At 64.1% G+C, this 16308-nt stretch carries 15 protein-coding genes; 8 read left to right on the plus strand and 7 right to left on the minus strand.

The annotated features are described in order from the left end of the window. The first annotated feature begins 151 nt into the window (after positions 1-151). Together AAGI46_04830 and AAGI46_04835 are read left to right on the plus strand one after the other, a co-directional pair. Positions 152-2059 carry a S8 family serine peptidase gene (locus AAGI46_04830; protein MEM1011529.1) on the plus strand — a complete coding sequence of 636 codons (1908 nt, stop codon included), beginning with the start codon at positions 152-154 and terminating at the stop codon, positions 2057-2059. A gap of 12 nt (positions 2060-2071) precedes the next feature. Further along, the gene (locus tag AAGI46_04835) at positions 2072-2701 is read left to right on the plus strand and encodes a helix-turn-helix domain-containing protein (GenBank protein ID MEM1011530.1); all 630 of its coding nucleotides are present in this window, start codon (positions 2072-2074) and stop codon (positions 2699-2701) included. On the opposite strand, the gene AAGI46_04840 is transcribed toward AAGI46_04835, so the two are convergent. From AAGI46_04840 to rfbC, 5 genes are all read right to left on the minus strand, one after another. Further along, positions 2692-3087, minus strand: a complete 396-nt coding sequence (locus tag AAGI46_04840) for a VOC family protein (protein ID MEM1011531.1) — start codon at positions 3085-3087, stop codon at positions 2692-2694. The genes AAGI46_04835 and AAGI46_04840 overlap by 10 nt on opposite strands. A 1-nt stretch (position 3088) precedes the next feature. Then, positions 3089-3838 (minus strand): sugar phosphate nucleotidyltransferase, encoded by a 750-nt coding sequence (locus AAGI46_04845; protein MEM1011532.1) that lies wholly within the window; start codon positions 3836-3838, stop codon positions 3089-3091. A gap of 175 nt (positions 3839-4013) precedes the next feature. Beyond that, entirely contained in the window at positions 4014-5369 is a 1356-nt protein-coding gene (locus AAGI46_04850; GenBank protein MEM1011533.1) for an endonuclease/exonuclease/phosphatase family protein, read from the minus strand. Positions 5370-5441: 72 nt separating this feature from the next. Beyond that, positions 5442-7307: a hypothetical protein gene (locus AAGI46_04855; GenBank protein MEM1011534.1), complete on the minus strand. Its 1866-nt coding sequence runs from the start codon at positions 7305-7307 to the stop codon at positions 5442-5444. A 94-nt stretch (positions 7308-7401) separates the two neighbouring features. Further along, positions 7402-8253 carry a dTDP-4-dehydrorhamnose 3,5-epimerase gene (gene rfbC / locus AAGI46_04860; protein ID MEM1011535.1) on the minus strand — a complete coding sequence of 284 codons (852 nt, stop codon included), beginning with the start codon at positions 8251-8253 and terminating at the stop codon, positions 7402-7404. A 101-nt stretch (positions 8254-8354) separates the two neighbouring features. Between rfbC and AAGI46_04865 the strand changes: the two genes are divergently transcribed. From AAGI46_04865 to AAGI46_04890, 6 genes are all read left to right on the plus strand, one after another. Then, positions 8355-9338 (plus strand): NAD-dependent epimerase/dehydratase family protein, encoded by a 984-nt coding sequence (locus AAGI46_04865; GenBank protein MEM1011536.1) that lies wholly within the window; start codon positions 8355-8357, stop codon positions 9336-9338. A 282-nt stretch (positions 9339-9620) separates the two neighbouring features. Continuing rightward, entirely contained in the window at positions 9621-10355 is a 735-nt protein-coding gene (locus AAGI46_04870) for an arginyltransferase (protein MEM1011537.1), read from the plus strand. Between the two features lie 59 nt (positions 10356-10414). Then, positions 10415-10789: a response regulator gene (locus AAGI46_04875; GenBank protein MEM1011538.1), complete on the plus strand. Its 375-nt coding sequence runs from the start codon at positions 10415-10417 to the stop codon at positions 10787-10789. 58 nt (positions 10790-10847) lie between these two features. Next, positions 10848-11903: a hypothetical protein gene (locus AAGI46_04880; protein MEM1011539.1), complete on the plus strand. Its 1056-nt coding sequence runs from the start codon at positions 10848-10850 to the stop codon at positions 11901-11903. 164 nt (positions 11904-12067) lie between these two features. Further along, complete coding sequence (locus tag AAGI46_04885) at positions 12068-12739, plus strand: hypothetical protein (GenBank protein ID MEM1011540.1); 672 nt, start codon at positions 12068-12070, stop codon at positions 12737-12739. Positions 12740-12899: 160 nt separating this feature from the next. Then, positions 12900-14321, plus strand: a complete 1422-nt coding sequence (locus AAGI46_04890) for a hypothetical protein (GenBank protein ID MEM1011541.1) — start codon at positions 12900-12902, stop codon at positions 14319-14321. Between the two features lie 4 nt (positions 14322-14325). Here the strand turns inward: AAGI46_04890 and AAGI46_04895 are convergent, their stop codons facing one another. Further along, positions 14326-15162, minus strand: coding sequence for a DUF429 domain-containing protein (locus tag AAGI46_04895; GenBank protein MEM1011542.1), 837 nt, complete (start codon positions 15160-15162; stop codon positions 14326-14328). Then, the coding region (locus tag AAGI46_04900) for a glycosyltransferase (protein MEM1011543.1) at positions 15156-16308 on the minus strand (1153 nt) is incomplete at its 5' end. The genes AAGI46_04900 and AAGI46_04895, both read right to left, overlap by 7 nt.

Consider the following 16308-nt stretch of genomic DNA (forward strand, 5'->3'; position numbering starts at 1 on the left):
GTCGTTGCTTGAGAGACGTCGTCCAACCAAAAAGCTCGCGACCCGACGACGATTGATATTTTTGTTTGCAACTCAATCGTCGGAGGCGTCTGCATGCTCGTGTCGGTCGGACGTCGACCGCATCCGCCACGCCAACAACACACGCAAAGCCATGCCCTTCAACACACTGATCATCAAAGCCGCCGTCGCTGCGGCGATTGTCGTCACTGGAGCGACGCAATCCGCCAAAGGCGTTGAGTCCGACGAGAAGCGCCCGGTCGTGACCATGGACGACCTGCCACGGCACACGTACGTCATCAATGCCGAGCCCAGCGAGCTGATCCGCGGCGGCGAGGACTTTGACCAGCTCATGGCGGAGATGAAGGCCGACCTCACGGCCGACCTCGAGACTTACGACATCCAGGACGCGACCACCCGCCGCGCGTACCTCGACCTGCTGATCATGATCGGCTGGCTCGAAAACGACCACAAGGCCATCAAGACCTTCGGCGAGCAGGCACGCGAGCTCGAGCAGCATCCGCCGACGAAGATGCTCATGGGCATCGTCAGCAAGGCCTACTTCGAGGGCTACGCGAAAGGCGGCCGCGTCGGCCGGGACGAGTTCGAACGCGTCTTCGCCGAGACCCTGCGTGGCGAACTCGACGCCCTGCCGCGGGATCAGATCGAATCGATCCTCCGCACGCGCGTCATGCAGACCCGCACCTTGGACCGCGACATCATTCTCGACAGCGTCAAGACCTCGCTCGATCCGTTGGCCGTCAAGGCTGGCGACGAGATCGCGATGCCGCTGGCGAGCGGCATTCTCCAGTCGCGCTACGTCCTGGAAGACGGCATCAAGCTCGCCAAGCTTGCCGCGCCGGTCTACGAAGCGTGGCTCGCCGACGGCGAGTCGATCGAAGCCGCCGACATCTGGGAAGAGCGGACCGCCGAGCTCGACGCCGGCACTTCCGCGACGCCCGTCGTCATCGCCGTCTGGGACACGGGCATCGACACGTCGCTCTTCGAGGGCCAGCTCTGGACCAACAACGACGAGATCGCGGGCAACGACATTGACGACGATGGCAACGGCTTCGTCGACGACGTCCACGGCATCGCCTTCGACATCGATCACCGCCCGACCACCGGCGACCTCTACCCACTCGACGATCTCACCGGCGACGTCGACCAGCTGCTCCACTTCACGGCCGCGTCGATCGACCTGAAGTCGGGCGTCGACTCACCACGCGTGGCCGAGCTGCAGAACCACGTTCTTGGCCTTCGTGGCGAAGACCGCGTCACGTTCATCTTCGACATGACGCTGCTCAGCAACCACACGCACGGCACGCACGTCGCTGGCATCGCTGCCGCGGGCAATCCGTTCGCCAGGCTGCTGCCGGTTCGCGAGACGTTCCGCGTCGAGCCGAAGCCGACACACGTTCCGACGCTCGACGAGTGGCAGCGACGTGGCGAGGCGGCCCGTGACGTCGGGGCGTACCTCCGCGACGCCGACGCACGAGTCGTCAACATGAGCTGGCGCATCGGCCGGCCGGCGATCGAGGCGATCCTCGCAGCCACGGGCGGCGAGCCGGATGCGGAGAAGCGACAGGCGCTCAGCCACGAGCTCTTCGACGCCTTCTCGGGCGGCGTGCTCGACGCGATCACGAACTCGCCCGACATCCTGTTCGTCGCCGGTGCCGGGAACGAGGGGAACGACGTCGACTTCAGCGAGTATGTACCGGCCGGCCTTCGCGCCCCGAACCTCGTCACCGTCGGCGCCGTCGATCACCGCGGCCAGCCGACGACGTTCACCAGCTTCGGCAAGAACGTCACGCTCTACGCCGACGGCTACACCGTCAACAGCGTCGTGCCGGGCGGCGAAGAGATCGAGCTCAGCGGAACCAGCATGGCCGCACCGCAGGTGGCAAACCTGGCGGGCAAGATGCTCGCGATCGATCCGTCACTGTCGCCGGAGCAAGTGATCGCACTGATCACCGAAGCCGCGACGCCGATGGAGGGTCACGAGGGTCGCCTGCTGATCCATCCGGCAAACACGCTCAAGCTCGTCCGCCAGCGGAAGTAGACTCAGGGGCACGTGGCCGACGAAGCACACGACATGCTGATCAAGCGGCCGGATCGCAAGGTCCGGCCGCGGCCGCATGCGCTGACGCCGATGAAGACCTTCGAGCAGTTCCGCGTCCTGCTCAGCCCGGCCCGCGTCGAGATCTACGAGTTCCTTCAGGCCGTCGCGCCTTGTAGCGTCGCCGAACTCGCCGCCGTCTCGGGCAGGCCGGCCGACGGGCTCTACCCGCACCTTCGACAACTCGAACGCATCGGGGCCGTCGAGGTGGTCGATCGCGAGCCCAAGGGCCGGGTGACCGAAGCGATTTACGATCTCACGGGCGATGACGTCGACTTCGACTTCCGCGGCCGAAAGAAGCTCGGCGACAAGGTCATCTCCCTCGCGGCCGAGCTTTTCATCCGCCTCGGCAGGACCGCCCTTCGCGACGCTGTGGAAGCCGGCATACTCGACTATGAGAAGAAAAACGTCGTCCTCCGCAACGCAATGACCTGGCTGACGGACGACGACGTCGTGGAAGTCCGCAAACACGCCCTTGCAATCGTCGACATCCTCGACCGCGGGCGAAAAGCCGGAAAGGGCCGGCGATACCAATATCTGCAGCTGCTCGTGCCCTCGGTGCGGCCGGGGAGACGTCAGGCGTAAGCCGGGTCGCGTGCGACGAACTCGACCTGATTGCCGACCGGATCGCGCGTCTGAAAACGACGCCAGCCCGGAATCTTCGGCACGCCCGGCTCGTCATCCGTCTTGCAGACGCATCCCGCGTCGCGCAGCCGCTGCAACATCGCCGCAAGGTCGTCCACTTCGTACGCGACGTGCGAGCGCGTTCCTGTGCGGTCGACGCCTTCCTCGACGCCGATGTGGAGCTGCCGCGAACCGAGAGCGAACCAACTGCCGTTCGGCCGCCAGCCGTTGCCTGCGGGCCGCTCGATCGGGGTCAGGCCGATGACGTCGCGATAGAACGCCGTCAGCTCGTCGAGCCGATCGAGCGGCGTGGTGACCTGGGCGTGATGGATGTCGCGGACGGTCACGTCAGACGTCCTTGTTGGCACCGATCTCCGCGATCTTCTTGCCGGCCTCGTGGTAGAAGTCGAGGTTCTCGCCGCAGTCGCCCCACCAGCCGTGGACGGCGTCGGCGGTCATGGTGCCGGCGTCGATGTACGCGTTGTTGACGTCGGTGATCTCGAGCTCGCCCCGGCCGGACGGCTTGAGCGTCTTGACGATGTCGAACACGTGGCCGTCGTAGAAGTAGACGCCGATGACGGCCTTGTTGCTCTTGGGGTTGTCGGGCTTTTCGATGATGCCTTTGACGGTCTCGCCGTCCATCTCGGCGACGCCGTAGGCCTTGGGATTGTCGACCTCGGCGAGCAGGATCTTCGCCCCGCGGCCGTCGTTGCCAGCGAGCTGCTGACGGAAGTTATCGGCCTGCTGCTTGATGCTGTATTCGAGGACGTTGTCGCCCAGGATCAGCATGATCGGCTCGCCGTCGACATACCGCTCACAGAGCCCCAGCGCCGCGGCGATGCCGGTGGCGTCGGGCTGGTATGTGTAGGTCAGGTGCTTGAGCCCGAACTCGTGCCCGTTGCCGAGGAGTCGGATGTAGTCGCCGGCGTTGTTGCCGCCACAGACGAGCATGACCTCCTCGATGCCGGCCTTGGCCATGCATTCGAGGGGGTAGTAGATCATCGGCTTCTTGTAGACCGGCAGCAGGTGCTTGTTCGTGACGGTGGTCAGCGGAAACAAGCGCGAACCGGTCCCGCCGGCAAGAATGACGCCCTTCATGTTCGGGAGTATCGGCAAGATTGACTGCTCCGCAACGAATCGCGTCGGTTTCTGTTCCGACCGGTCATCCTGAGCGAGCGCAGCGGGTCGAAGGACCTCGTCTGATGCCCCCGCAGCGACGTCCGCCGCGAGGTCCCTCGGCTGCGCTCGGGATGACGGACGCGGAAACGGCGCGTCAATCGACCTTCACGTCGACCCAAACGAGTCGGTGGTCGCTGGCCCGCTCGGCCGTCGCGAGATCGACACCCATCAGCGGCTCGTCCGGCGTCGGCCAGAAGACGCCGGAGCCGACGACCTCGAGGTCAGCCGACGGCAGGACGTAGTCGACCCGCAGGTTGCCCGGACCGCGGGTGGGGTCGTCGTTCCAGTCGGCGGTGTCAGCGGCAGGGTCGCCGATGTGATCGGCGTTCACCCCGCCCTGCCGCTCCGCGGCGGCGACGCCGCCGGGGGAGGTGGGCATCGGGTCAATGATTCCGATTTTGCCCCAATGTCGCAAAGAGATAAGTGTGTCAATGGCCCGTTCCCCGTCGGCATTGACGAAGACCTCGCCATCGTTCGGATCGGCGTTGAGATCGCCCATCACGACATATCGCTCCGCGTGACTCGCGTACCCCGCAACACGCTGCAGATCTGTGGCGTCCTGACTGAAGCTGATGCGGACGGCGCTGTTAGGCACCGCGCTCAAGAGCGATACCAATTCATCGTGATTCCGTCTCCCGTTCCGATCTTCCGGGCCATCGAAGACTGGCGGCGTCGGGTGGGCCGTGACGACGCTGATCGATTCCAGGCCGACTCGAATCGGTACTTCGACGTGGTTCTTGCTGCTGAGACGCAGAACCCGCTTCGCCTCGTCGTCGAAGTGCTCGATGGGCATCTGATCGGAGCGTGTTTTCTCGGCGTACCAGCGGTCGATGCGATCTTCACTCCAGCCGAATACTTCTTTCGTCCTTGCCTTCGCTTCGGCTAGTTCGTCAGGCAGGTAGCCCTGAAACCAGCGTCTCTCCTGTGAGGTTTCGATCCCCTCGCGGTCGATCGGAAACTTCGAGAGCACCACGAACGCGTACTGACCCGGGAACTTGCCCCAGCCGTGGCAGTCGCCGGCGTAGGCGTCGGTGCCGACTTCGGCACCTTCGGTCGGGGCGACCAGGCCGTCGCCGTTGAGGTCGACACCGGTGGGGATGCCGGTGTTGCTGGGGACGAGGTAGACGTGTTTGTACTGGATGGACCGCAGGCTGCAAGCCTGCGGCTGCCTGAGGTAGTTCTCTTGGAAAAGCCGAAGCGCTTCGCCGTCGGGGTCGTAGTCGCCGCCATGGTCGAACTCCTGGAGGACGAGCACGTCTGGCCGAGCGGCTTGGATGATCGCGGCGACGGCTTGGGCCTGCTCGTCGTCCGGCGTGCTCAGCGCTACCAGCAACTCGCCAGGGGCTTCGCGGCTCAACGCGCTGTTGAACGTGGCGAAGCGGACGGTCTCACCACCGCTCGAGCAGCCGAGAAGAAGCAACGACGCGAAGAGAAGAGCAATCTTGGGCACCGCCCGCCGTTGTACCCGAGCGCGTGCCGGTCGGACAGACCTTGCATCGCCGGTGGTCGCTATTCGGAATCCTCAGTCGGCAGCGCCGGCACGAAGTTGAGCCAGCTGTTGCTGCGCCTGCTCGAAGTTCATCCCGCTGAAGAGGACGAGGCAGTCAAGCTCAAAGCCCTTCGATCGGCCGGCAAGCTCGACAGTGTATGTGCCGGCCTCGGGAAACTCGACCGTCAGCCACGCATGCTCGTGATCGACTTCCACGATGCCGTTGAAGCCGAATTCCGACTTGCTCCGGCCGTAGAACTTGTTGAACCCGTCGAGCTCTTTCTTCCCACGCTGCTGCACGTCCGGGAACGTGAGCCACGCGTCATTGGCCTGGTCGCCCGGCACGTCATCGGGCTGTCGCATGAGCCATTTGACGGTGTAGCGGCCCGGTGTGTCGATCTCGAATTGCCCAACCAAGCGATGCGGCGTGACGTTTTTGAAGCTGTTGTACTGCGTGTAGACCACGTAGCGGCCACCCGACGCCGAGTCAGAGGCACGCTCTTCCCAACCCGAAGACGATGCGAGTGACTCCGACTCGATCACGATCATGCTCCCGCTCGACATCGGAGCACTCGGCTTGAACGTCAACGAACGCCAACGGCCTCGCGAGAAAGCGAACGCATCGCCCTCGGGGATCTTCCCATTGCTGACCGAGCTCGACTCGATGCGGATAACCGAACCGTTGTTCAGTCGAACACTTTTGAATTCGTGGACGTGCGGTTTGTAGTCGGTATCGGTCTCCGGATTCTTGACCTTTCCGATCAAGGTGCCGTCGACAAGCAGGCGATATTCGCTCTCCCCGTCGAGTTCGGTCAGAGCGAGCAGATCGACGTCGTATAGGCCGGCCTGCCCTTGGAACGTCGCCTCGGCACCGGCGAAGACGTTCTTGTGCTTGACCGCGTTGACAGCCAAGGCGCGTCGCGCCTTGTCAAAATAGACCGGCGGCATCCCGGGCAGATCACGCTTGGCGAAGTCGTTCTCGGCCGTCAGGGTGACCGAGGCAGGGACATCGGCGTCATCATCTGATTCGATCGAGGCTCCGAGGAACGCCTCGAGCTTCGCCGGGCTTCCATTCTCATCACCCTGCAGCAGAAAGAAGACCATGCCCGCGTCGGACACGTCCGACTTGTTGTACGTGTGAGCACGGATGCGTTCATAAAGCCACCGGTAGTCTTCGTCGTTGCTGTCCTTCAGAAAGCTCCAGACCTCGAAGTTCGTTCCAGCATGCCACAGCCGGTACGGATCGTCCTTCGCGTTTTGATCCTTGATCTTGATGTAGCCGAGACCGTGATTTTCGAAGTACGGCTCAAGGTCATCGATCGTCCGGTGATCGTCTTGAATCAGATGACGTTCGTTGTAGTTGGAGTGCGACACGATGAACACGTGCTGCAGCTTGTCGCGATCCGCGTCCGCAACTGCCCGGTAAATCGATTCGATCGGCCCGGCAGCGACGATAAACAGGCGGCTCTCGTCGGAGGATGCGTTGATCGCACTCGTCAAATGAGCGACGCCCTCGTCGGGCCGCTTCGTCAGGTCGAAGACGACCGACTCATCGAAACCCCAGCGTTCGATGGCGGGAAGCACGCTGGGCGTCATTCGGTCTTTGCCTTCCGGGACCGGGCCGACGTCGAGCCAGTTGTTGAAGTCGAAGTGGACCAGCTGAGACTGCAGGCCGCTCTTGGCGATGATCGCGAGCGAGACGGCCGACGCTCCAATGTCGTCGGGATCAGCGACGGTGTACTTGTGATTCGTCCGTGCAGAGCCCCCGTTGCCGTCCATCGATATCGCAATCCGATCACTCGGCCTCCACGGCGACGTCACGTCCGCCGCTGCGGCGGTCACGGCGAGCCCGATGAGAAGAGACGTTGCAGTGGCGAGACGAGCGATCGTGTGGTTCATCGCGGTGGTTTGGAAAGTGAGCGATCCAGCTTGTGGCTTTCCAATGAAAGCTCAAGCTTTTGGACGGCCAGTGTCCCAAACTTTGACCGGCGAATCAATCAAACAAATCGGCCTGATCGGTCAGAAGCGGATGCTCGCGATCCCGCGCGTTCAGCGTCACCGACGACCCGTCAACACGCCAGTCAATGCTGAGCGCCGGGTCGTTCCAGCGAATGCCACGCTCGCTCTGCTTGTCGTAGACGGCTGAGACCTTGTACGCGACGACAGTGTCGGGCTCGAGCGTCGAGAAGCCGTGCGCAAAACCTGCCGGCACGTACATCTGCTCGCCACCGTCGGCGGTCAGTTCAGCGGAAAACACCTTGCCGAACGTTTCGCTCGAACGCCGGATATCGACAGCGACGTCCAACACGCGTCCCTGAAGCACACGAACAAGCTTCGCCTGGGCAAATGGCGGCAGCTGGTAGTGCAAGGCACGAACAGTGCCGACGGCGGCGCTGTGTGACTGGTTGTCCTGAACGAAGACGTCTGTAACGCCGATCGCCTGCCACTTGTCGACGTGGAAGGTTTCGGAAAAGTAGCCTCGCTCATCGCCGTACTTTCGTGGCTGTATGAGCAAAACGCCCCCACCAAGGGCCTCATGCGGCAGAGCGGGCGGTTGGACGATCGCAGTCACAGGTGCAACATCGGCACGGCGTCGCTCGACCACAAGCGACGGGCCCGACATTTTCTTGCGAACGAAAAGAAGCAGCCGCTCGGCACGAGCGGCTGCAGAAACGTCGACGACAGGTCGGACGACGGCCTTCAGAGAGCTAACGAACGCCAGACCGAAACGAGCGACTCGCCGATTATCTTTCCACAGGTTACCTACAGCGTCGTGTAAGTGTCTGGAGAGCAGGAGCCTGAACAAAACAGAGTCGCTCCATATAAAACAGTTTCGCGGGACCACGTAATGACAGTCTGTCGTGCTGTCGCGGCGGACTGACGTTGGTGCTGCTGCCGCAGCGTGACCCGTGCGACCTGGAAAATCGGGCTCCATACGCTCGGCTCATGCGGACGCTCGTCACCGGCGGAGCCGGATTCATCGGCTCGAATCTCGCACTCAGACTCGCTCGCGACGGCCATGACGTCGTTGCGGCTGACACGTTCGGCGAAGGTCGGTGGCGCAACCTGGTCGAGTTCGTCGACGCGGGCGGCGACGTCGTCACGATGACGCACCCGCTCGATCTCGACGTTGTGGACAAGCTCGGGCCGTTCGATGCGGTTTTCCACCAGGCAAGCGTCACCGGCGTCATCGGAGCCGACGGCAAGGCCGACACCTCGCCAGCCGGCTCCGCCGCGATCCTGCGGAACAACATCGAGGGCTTCCGAAAGGTCCTGGATCGCTGCGTCACCTGGGGCTCGACGCTCGTCTGGGCCAGCAGCTGCTCGATTTACGGCCGAGGCCCGGTGCCGATGAGGGAATCGGCCGACCCGGATCCGCTCAACGCTTACGCCTTCAGCAAGCTCGCCAAGGAACGTCTTGCCGGCCGGATGGCACCCAAGCTGGCCTTCGCACCGGTCGGTCTTCGTTACAGCAACGTCTACGGACCACGCGAGGACGACAAAGGCCCTCTGGCGAGCATGGTCCATCAGCTCGCCAAGCAGATGCGTGCCGGCAAAAGGCCACGCATCTTCGAGGCCGGGCAGCAGCGGCGCGATTTCGTGTACGTTGACGACGTGGTCGAGGCCAGTCTTCAGGCGGAGCAGGCCAGCCGCGATGGAACGCTCGACGCAGGCCAAGTCCACGTCTTCAACGCCGGTGCCGGGGCGAGCTGGTCGTTCAATGACCTTGTCGCCAGCTTGAACGAAGAGCTCGGCACCGACTTGCCGCCGGACTACTTCCCGAATCCGTTCGACTTCACGCAGGATCACACCGAGACGGACATCACCAAGGCAGCCGAGGCGTTCGGGTACAAGCCGACGCACGATTTGCGATCGGGCGTCGCCGCCTTCGCAAAGACGGGACACCTCGGCATCGCTGCTGGCGGATGACGCGCGGAAGCTGTTCCCGATGTCGGCGCTGTGCGGGTCGTGCCGGCGCGATTCGCGAAAACTTTGTGCGCGGTTCGGGTTAGTCACTCGACGCGGCCCGTCGCGACTTCGTAGCTTGTCGACTCAGCCGTGGCCGAGGATGGCCGGGGTGTCGGACGGGCGTCGTACGGGAGCCTCTTGGTCGATGTAGCAGGCGACATTTCGCACGATGCCCGCGGGTTGCCGCACACGTCGCCGGTGAGGCTGCCGGTTTCATCGCCACCGGTCGAAGGTTCGGATGGCATGCAGCGGTGGAGCTGGTGGCCATCGATTCCGCCTGGGTTGCCTGTGCCGCTGGTGTCGCTCGGATCGCACCCGTGCCCGTACTTGCCGGGCCGGGTTGCGCGTGACCGCGCCTTCCTCGCCGATGCGATGCCGCCCGAGGCGTACGAGCGTCTGATGGATCGCGGTTTCCGTCGCAGCGGCAACGTCATCTATCAGCCATCGTGCCGCGGCTGTCGATCGTGTCGTCCCGTGCGTGTGCTCGTGGACGAGTTCAGTGAGGGCAGACGATTCCGCCGCTGTGGCAGACGCAACGCCGACCTGCACGTCACGCACGGCCGGCTCGAGCCGACCCCTGAAAAGTTCGACCTTTACCATCGCTACCAGCGTGTCCGTCACGGCGAGCGCGACCACCTCGACTGGCCGGGCTTCGTCGACTTCCTCTACGATACGCCGGTCAAGACGGTCGAGTTCTGCTATCGCGATGCCACCGGCAGGCTCATCGGCGTGGGCATTTGCGACGAGGGCGCTCGTTCGCTGTCGAGCGTTTACTTCTACTACGACCCGGACGAGGTGAAACGCTCGGTCGGCACGTTCGGCGTGCTGGCTGAACTCGCTTACTGCCGCGAGCGGAACCTGCCGCACTACTACCTGGGCTTCTGGGTCGAGGGTTGCCGGGCGATGGCTTACAAAAATGACTTCAAGCCGTACGAGGTGTTAGACACCGACGGGATTTGGCGCAGTGGATCGGCGTAGCATTGGCATCGCCCGGCGTTCGGGCAGTGCTGGTGCTTTGACCCACACGCTGACGTTCGATGTCGCTCAAAGTCCTGCTTGTCGAAGACGACGTGGTCGCCCGCGGGGCGATGGCCAAACTGCTGCGTCACGCTGGGGCGATGGTTGTCACGGCGAGCGATGGCTCCGAGGGGCTGAGCCGTTTGTTGGACGATCGGTTTGACGTGCTGCTGACCGATCTGCACATGCCCGGCGGCATGGACGGCTTCGAGCTGATCGACGCGACCAACCGCCTTCCGCTCGCACATCGGCCTCGCCGCGTCGTCGCGATCAGCGGCCACTTCGACCGGGCTGTCATCGGCGAGATGCTGCCGGATTCGGGCACGGTCGACTATTTTCCGAAGCCCGTCGACCTCGATCGCCTGATCGACACCATCGGCGGACCGGTCAACTGATTCGGATCGATTCGTCCGACCTGAAAGTTCCAACGCCGGCCAGTCTTACCCTGCTTGCGTGACGACGGCCGTCGAAGCTCCATCGCGCCCGCCCTCCGCGACGTACCAGCGGCGTCGGCTTTGGTGTGGCATTACCGGCATCGGGCTGATTCTCGTGACGCTTTGGATTGCGGCTCCGCTCGGTCTTGCTGGGGCGCTCGACCAAGCTTTCGCCAACTGGCCACCTGAACTCGCGGGTGCGATAGCCGCCCTGCTGCTGGCTTTCGGAGCCTCGTTGCTGCAGGCCGGGCCGGACATCGCAGCTTTCCGCACCGAAGTCGCGTTCGGACAGCGGCGCGACGGCGTGGGCATTTTCGGGCCGTACCTCGTGCACCTGTTCCAGTGGACAGGCGGACTCGTGGTGGCCGGGGCGGTGGTCGGCTTCAGCGTGCGACTGGGCGGCGACGCGTGGTGGCTCCTGACGATCGCCGGGCTGCTTGTGCTGTCGTTCGTCCACGTCGTCTACCCGCTGTCACCGACTTCGCGCGTTCCGGCGCCTGATTCGTCATGGTGGCTTCGTGTCTCGGCAGAGCTGGAGGCGATGAACCTGCCGGTCCCGAACGTCGCGTGGTACGACCACGGCGAGCGGTCGCTGGCCGGTGGCTGGAACGGCGTCGGGCCGACGCGGAAGCTTTTTCTGGCGACGTCGCTGTCGGAGGTTGAGCCGAAGATCGCCGCCGGGCTGATCGCCCGCGAATTCGGGCACCTCAAGCTCGGCCATCGCCTCACGACGACCGTCGCCACGATCGCCTGGATTGCGGGCGGCATCGCCCTGACGTGGCTCCTTTCCGATCACGGCCCGGCCGGGACCGTCGTCGTGCTCGCGACTGTGATGAGCACGTGGTGCTGGCTGGGCCTGCTGGGCCTCTGGCCGAGCCTCGGCCGGCGTCAGGTGCTGCAGGCGGACTGGTTCGCAGCAGAGAAGCTCGGTGCGGACGACGCTCGTCGCATGCTCGACGAATTGTCGCGTCGCAACCTGCCCGACGAAACGCTGCCGGCGGGCGTCGCGTTCGTGTTTCACCCAATCCCGCCGATGGATGATCGTCGGCGTCACCTGAGCCTGAAGTTCCGATGAGTTTGATGCCACGACTGCTGTTCGCCCTGTCGAGCTGGACGCTCAACCTCGTCGGGCGAAGTCTGCACTGCCAGGCAGCCCGGCCGCACACGTGGCGTCAGCCGCCGGGCTGGGCGTGAGATCTTGAACTCGGCCGGCCGATTCGCGATGCTGCGGCGGGCGGTATGGCGACAGACGACGATCTCTACGACTTCAAGGACGACGACCCGCCGCCGGTGACCCGGCCGCCGAGGCCTCGGATCGTGCAGGCCACTGCCGACGGTGCTCCGCCGAAGCTCGCCTATCGCAACGCCAACGCCGGCAAGAAGCCGGTCCGTCGCCACAAGGCCGGCGAGAAGATCAGCCGCGAGGACTACGCCAAGCTGGTCGAGGCGGAGATTGCGAGACGTGAGTGGATGGTTCCGACGATCAGCCTGGGTGTGTGCGCAGTCATATTCCTGCTGATCGGTCTGATCGTCGACGGCCTGACGGGGGCGGCGATCTATGGCCTGATCTTCGGCATCCTGACGTTCACTTACACCTTCGTCGCCATCATCGCGGCCTTCATCGCCGGCTCGATTGGCATCAGCACCGGAGGAACGCTCCTGGCGACGATCCTGCAACTCGGTGCCTGCAGCATGATTGCTGCGACGTCGGAGTTTTCCCTCGAAAGCCTGATCGGCATGGGTGGCATTTTCAGCTTCATGGTTTATGTGGGCATGCTCATCATCAGCCTGCAGATCATGCTCGACATGGACGGGTCCGAGGCCCAAATCTTTGCCTTTATCTTCGTCGCACTGCAGTTCGTCGTCACGATTGCTCTCCAGATCGCAATCCTGAACGATCTCTTGTCTTAAACCGGGCCAACACAGCCCATCGGGCGGTCGAGGTTGACCTTCGCCCCACCGCCGGCACCGCGTCAGGTCGAGCCGACTTGCCCGACCCCATTGAGCAGCCGATACTTGTCGGGCCCGTGAGCGCTGCTCTTCGGGCCCGCACGCACCGACACACCGCCCGATGCTCGACAGCACCTTCCTGATTTACTGGACCTTCATCGGGTTCGTGATGCTCGCCGTCTTCCGGCGGCCGTCGGTGGCGGTGGCGGCGTTCCTGTGCACGTACGGGCTGGAACAGTGGGCCCAGAGCCGATCAACGTGGTTCTTCATCAACTCCTCGCTCACCAACATGGCCACGGGCGGCCTGCTCGTTTGGGCGCTCATGATGCGTGTCGTCAAGGGTCAAGGCATCGTCCAGGGCGGCGTGCCGCCGGTGGCGATTCTGATCGGAGCGCTCTTCGGCTGGGTGGTGCTGTCGGTGCTCTGGTCGCCCGTGCCGGCAACGTCGGCCGCCAACATCAAGGAGCAGTTCCCGTACCTCGTCGCAGCCATTGTGCTGATGCCGCTGATCGTTCGTGACTTCGCTGATGCCAGGGCGGGCCTGCTCATGACGGTCTTCCTCGGCATGGTCATTTTGCTGCTGCTGCTGACAACGACCAACTGGACCGGGCGCGAGATCACCTTCGCCGGCGTTGGCGGAACCGTGAAAGATGAGAGGGGCAATCCGCTCGCGATCGCTTCGCTTGGAGGATGGATCGCCCTGATCGCGCTGCTCTTTAACTTCAAGGGCCTGAGCACACCCATGACGATCATCCGCTACGCGGTCGTCGTGCTCGGCTTGCTCATCGCCATCCGCAGCAACAGCCGTGGACAAGTGTTTGCCCTCGTCACGGCTGGACTGCTCTTTTTGCCGTTGTCGCGTCAGCTGAAGAATGCCAAGCAGCTCGTCGTCGTCGGTGCCGGCGTCGCGCTGGTGCTAGGGATTACGTTCCTGCTGTTCCAGTCCCAAGGCCTCACCGAATCCGAACGCTGGAGCACCGCTCAGATGGTCGAGACTTACGGCGAAAGCCGACTCGGCGCCGCCGGGATTCTGCTCGAATCCTGGTGGGATGAGGGACCCGTCGCCTGGATCATCGGCCTCGGATCGAGCGCGAGCTATTCGGGAGAAATCATCGGCTTCTATCCACACCTCGTGCTGCTCGAAGTGCTCGGGGAGCTCGGGTTCATCGGCTTCACGCTGCTCGTTTCACTCACGGCCGTCACGTTTTACAACGCGTACCGCATCGCGAAGGTCAGCGAAGATCCTCAGCTTCGGGGCGTCGCGGCGGCGCTGGCGGCTCTGTTCATGTTCGAGGTCATCCTGTCCTTCAAGCAGGGCTCACTGCTCGGCACGCCGATGGCCTTTGGCTTTGCGATGCTGATCGGCCGGCTGTGGCAGACGATCAAGACCGATCCGGTCAGCTCGCTGGCGAGTCTCGAGAGGCCGATGCTCGCGCAAGCACCGGCAATGCTGCCCGGCGCGTTCACGCCCAGCGCAACGACGAAAAAACCGCGATCGTCCTGGCTTGACAACGCCGAGACCGCCAGTCCTGCCGGCTTGTGACGCCTTACGCGTAAACGCGGCCCTCGCGTGGATAGCGCCCGCCCGCGCCCTCGTGCCCGGTGCCGAGTGTTCGCCAGCCATGCCAACCCCCGACCGCTGCGATGACGGCGTCGAGTGCGTCGCCGCCGGGGTTGTCAAGCAGCGTCTTCCGGACACGCGGCTTGAGCTTCACCGAACGTGACAAGCCCTTCAGGATCGTTTCACGGACGAGACGATGGGCAGCGTCGACCAGCTTGGCCGTCGGCTGCTTGTACCGCTGGTGCGGGAGGCCGAGCCGCTTGAGCGTGCTGCTCGGACACGCTTCGACGACGAGTCGTCTCGCCGACGCTGCCCGCCGATGCTGGAAAGGCAGGATCGCGGTTGCGCGGTCCTTCGTGAGCGGCCGAAGCACGTCGCGCATGCCGTGGAACGTCTGGTAGATGATCCGGTAGTGGTAGCAGTCGAACGGCGTTTTCGTCTCGACGTCGGTCACGCGTCGCGTGTGCATCGTGCCGACCCTCTTTGCCGCGATGTCGACGCAATGCCGGCCGAAGTCACGCGCGTCGCCTGACCACTCGGCGAGGTACGCCAACTGCCTCGTCCAACCGCCGAGCCCGAGTTCGATCGGCAGGCCGAAGGGGAAATCCATCGCCCAGAGCGTTCTGTCGCTGGCTTGAATCGCATCGACCAGTGCCGCCAGCGCCGGCGCTCGATCGGGCGTGCCAGCGAGCGACTCCAGCGGCTCGACTTGGTCCACGATCAGTCGCGCGCCTTCAACGTTCGCTGAGGCGATCCACGCGTTGCGTCCAGCCTTGGCGGCACCGCTGAAGTCGACACCGACGACACGTTCGAGGGTCAGCACCCAGCCAGCGTACGGGCCGGCGGCTCGGCCGCATCGCCGCCGACCACAACGCGGTGCGAGCGGGCCTGGCGAATGACGTCGGAGAACAACTCGTCCGTCCGCTTCACGTACGCCTCAGTACCGAACTCGATGGCCCGCTGGCGTGCGCCATCGCCGAGCCGCTTGCGAAGCTCTGCATCGTCGAAAAGCTCTCGAAAGTGCTTCGCCATGGTCTCTACGAACTGGGCTGGGCCACCCACAATCGGGACGCGACGACCGCAGGTCTCATCGATGACGACGCGACCGCTCATCAGGTCCGAAACCACGCACGGCACACCGGCCGCAATGGCCTCGTAGAGGTGCGCCGAGCTGTCACGCATGGCCGTGAGCGCGTAGATGTCCGCGGTCTTAACCCAGCGAAGGTTCTCGGTGTGCGGCTTCTCACCGACGAGATGAACACGATCCGCAATGCCGAGACGCTCGGCCGCTCGCTGCAGTCGCGGCAACTGCGGCCCGCCGCAGACGTGGACGTACTGCGTGTTCGGCACGTCGCGGAACGCCTCGGCGAAGGCTCGAATCGCGAGATGGAGCACCTTCCAGTACGTCGCCCCGCCACCGGAGACGATTCGGAACAGGCCGTCCGGCTTGTCGACGGGAACGACGTCCGTCATCGCGTCGACGTCGCACGGCAGCGACATGCTTCGGGCGACACGCTCCACGCCTAGTGCTCTCAGTCGCCTAACCGACTCGTCCGGCACGGCCACGCCGACGGTGGCGGCTCGGGCACAACGTCGAAGGCCGGGGTCGAGTCGAAATGTCTCCCTCGCCAGCCAGCGGCTGATCTCTTTGATGTGCCCGCCCAGCCCGATGCCACCTCGATACGCCAGCGGCATCACTTCGCCGGCACCAACCGGTCCCCAGACGAACGGCACGCCGCGGCTTGCCAGCACGGCTGCGGGTGACGGCATCCACCAACGCGAGAGCGACACGTGCTGTGCGACGCTGAAGCCGACTTCACGATGCAGCCGAACCGCCATCCGGGCCGCAGCTTTGGTCCACGCGTAGTAGTAGACGTTGAATCCAAAAGCTTTCGAGTCTGCCCACGACCTCAACAGCCCGGCCGTGTCGACGTAGGTCGCGTGCATCGGCATGACACTCGCGTCCCGG

The sequence above is a fragment of the Planctomycetota bacterium genome (assembly GCA_038746835.1).
Classification (GTDB): domain Bacteria; phylum Planctomycetota; class Phycisphaerae; order Tepidisphaerales; family Tepidisphaeraceae; genus JBCDKH01.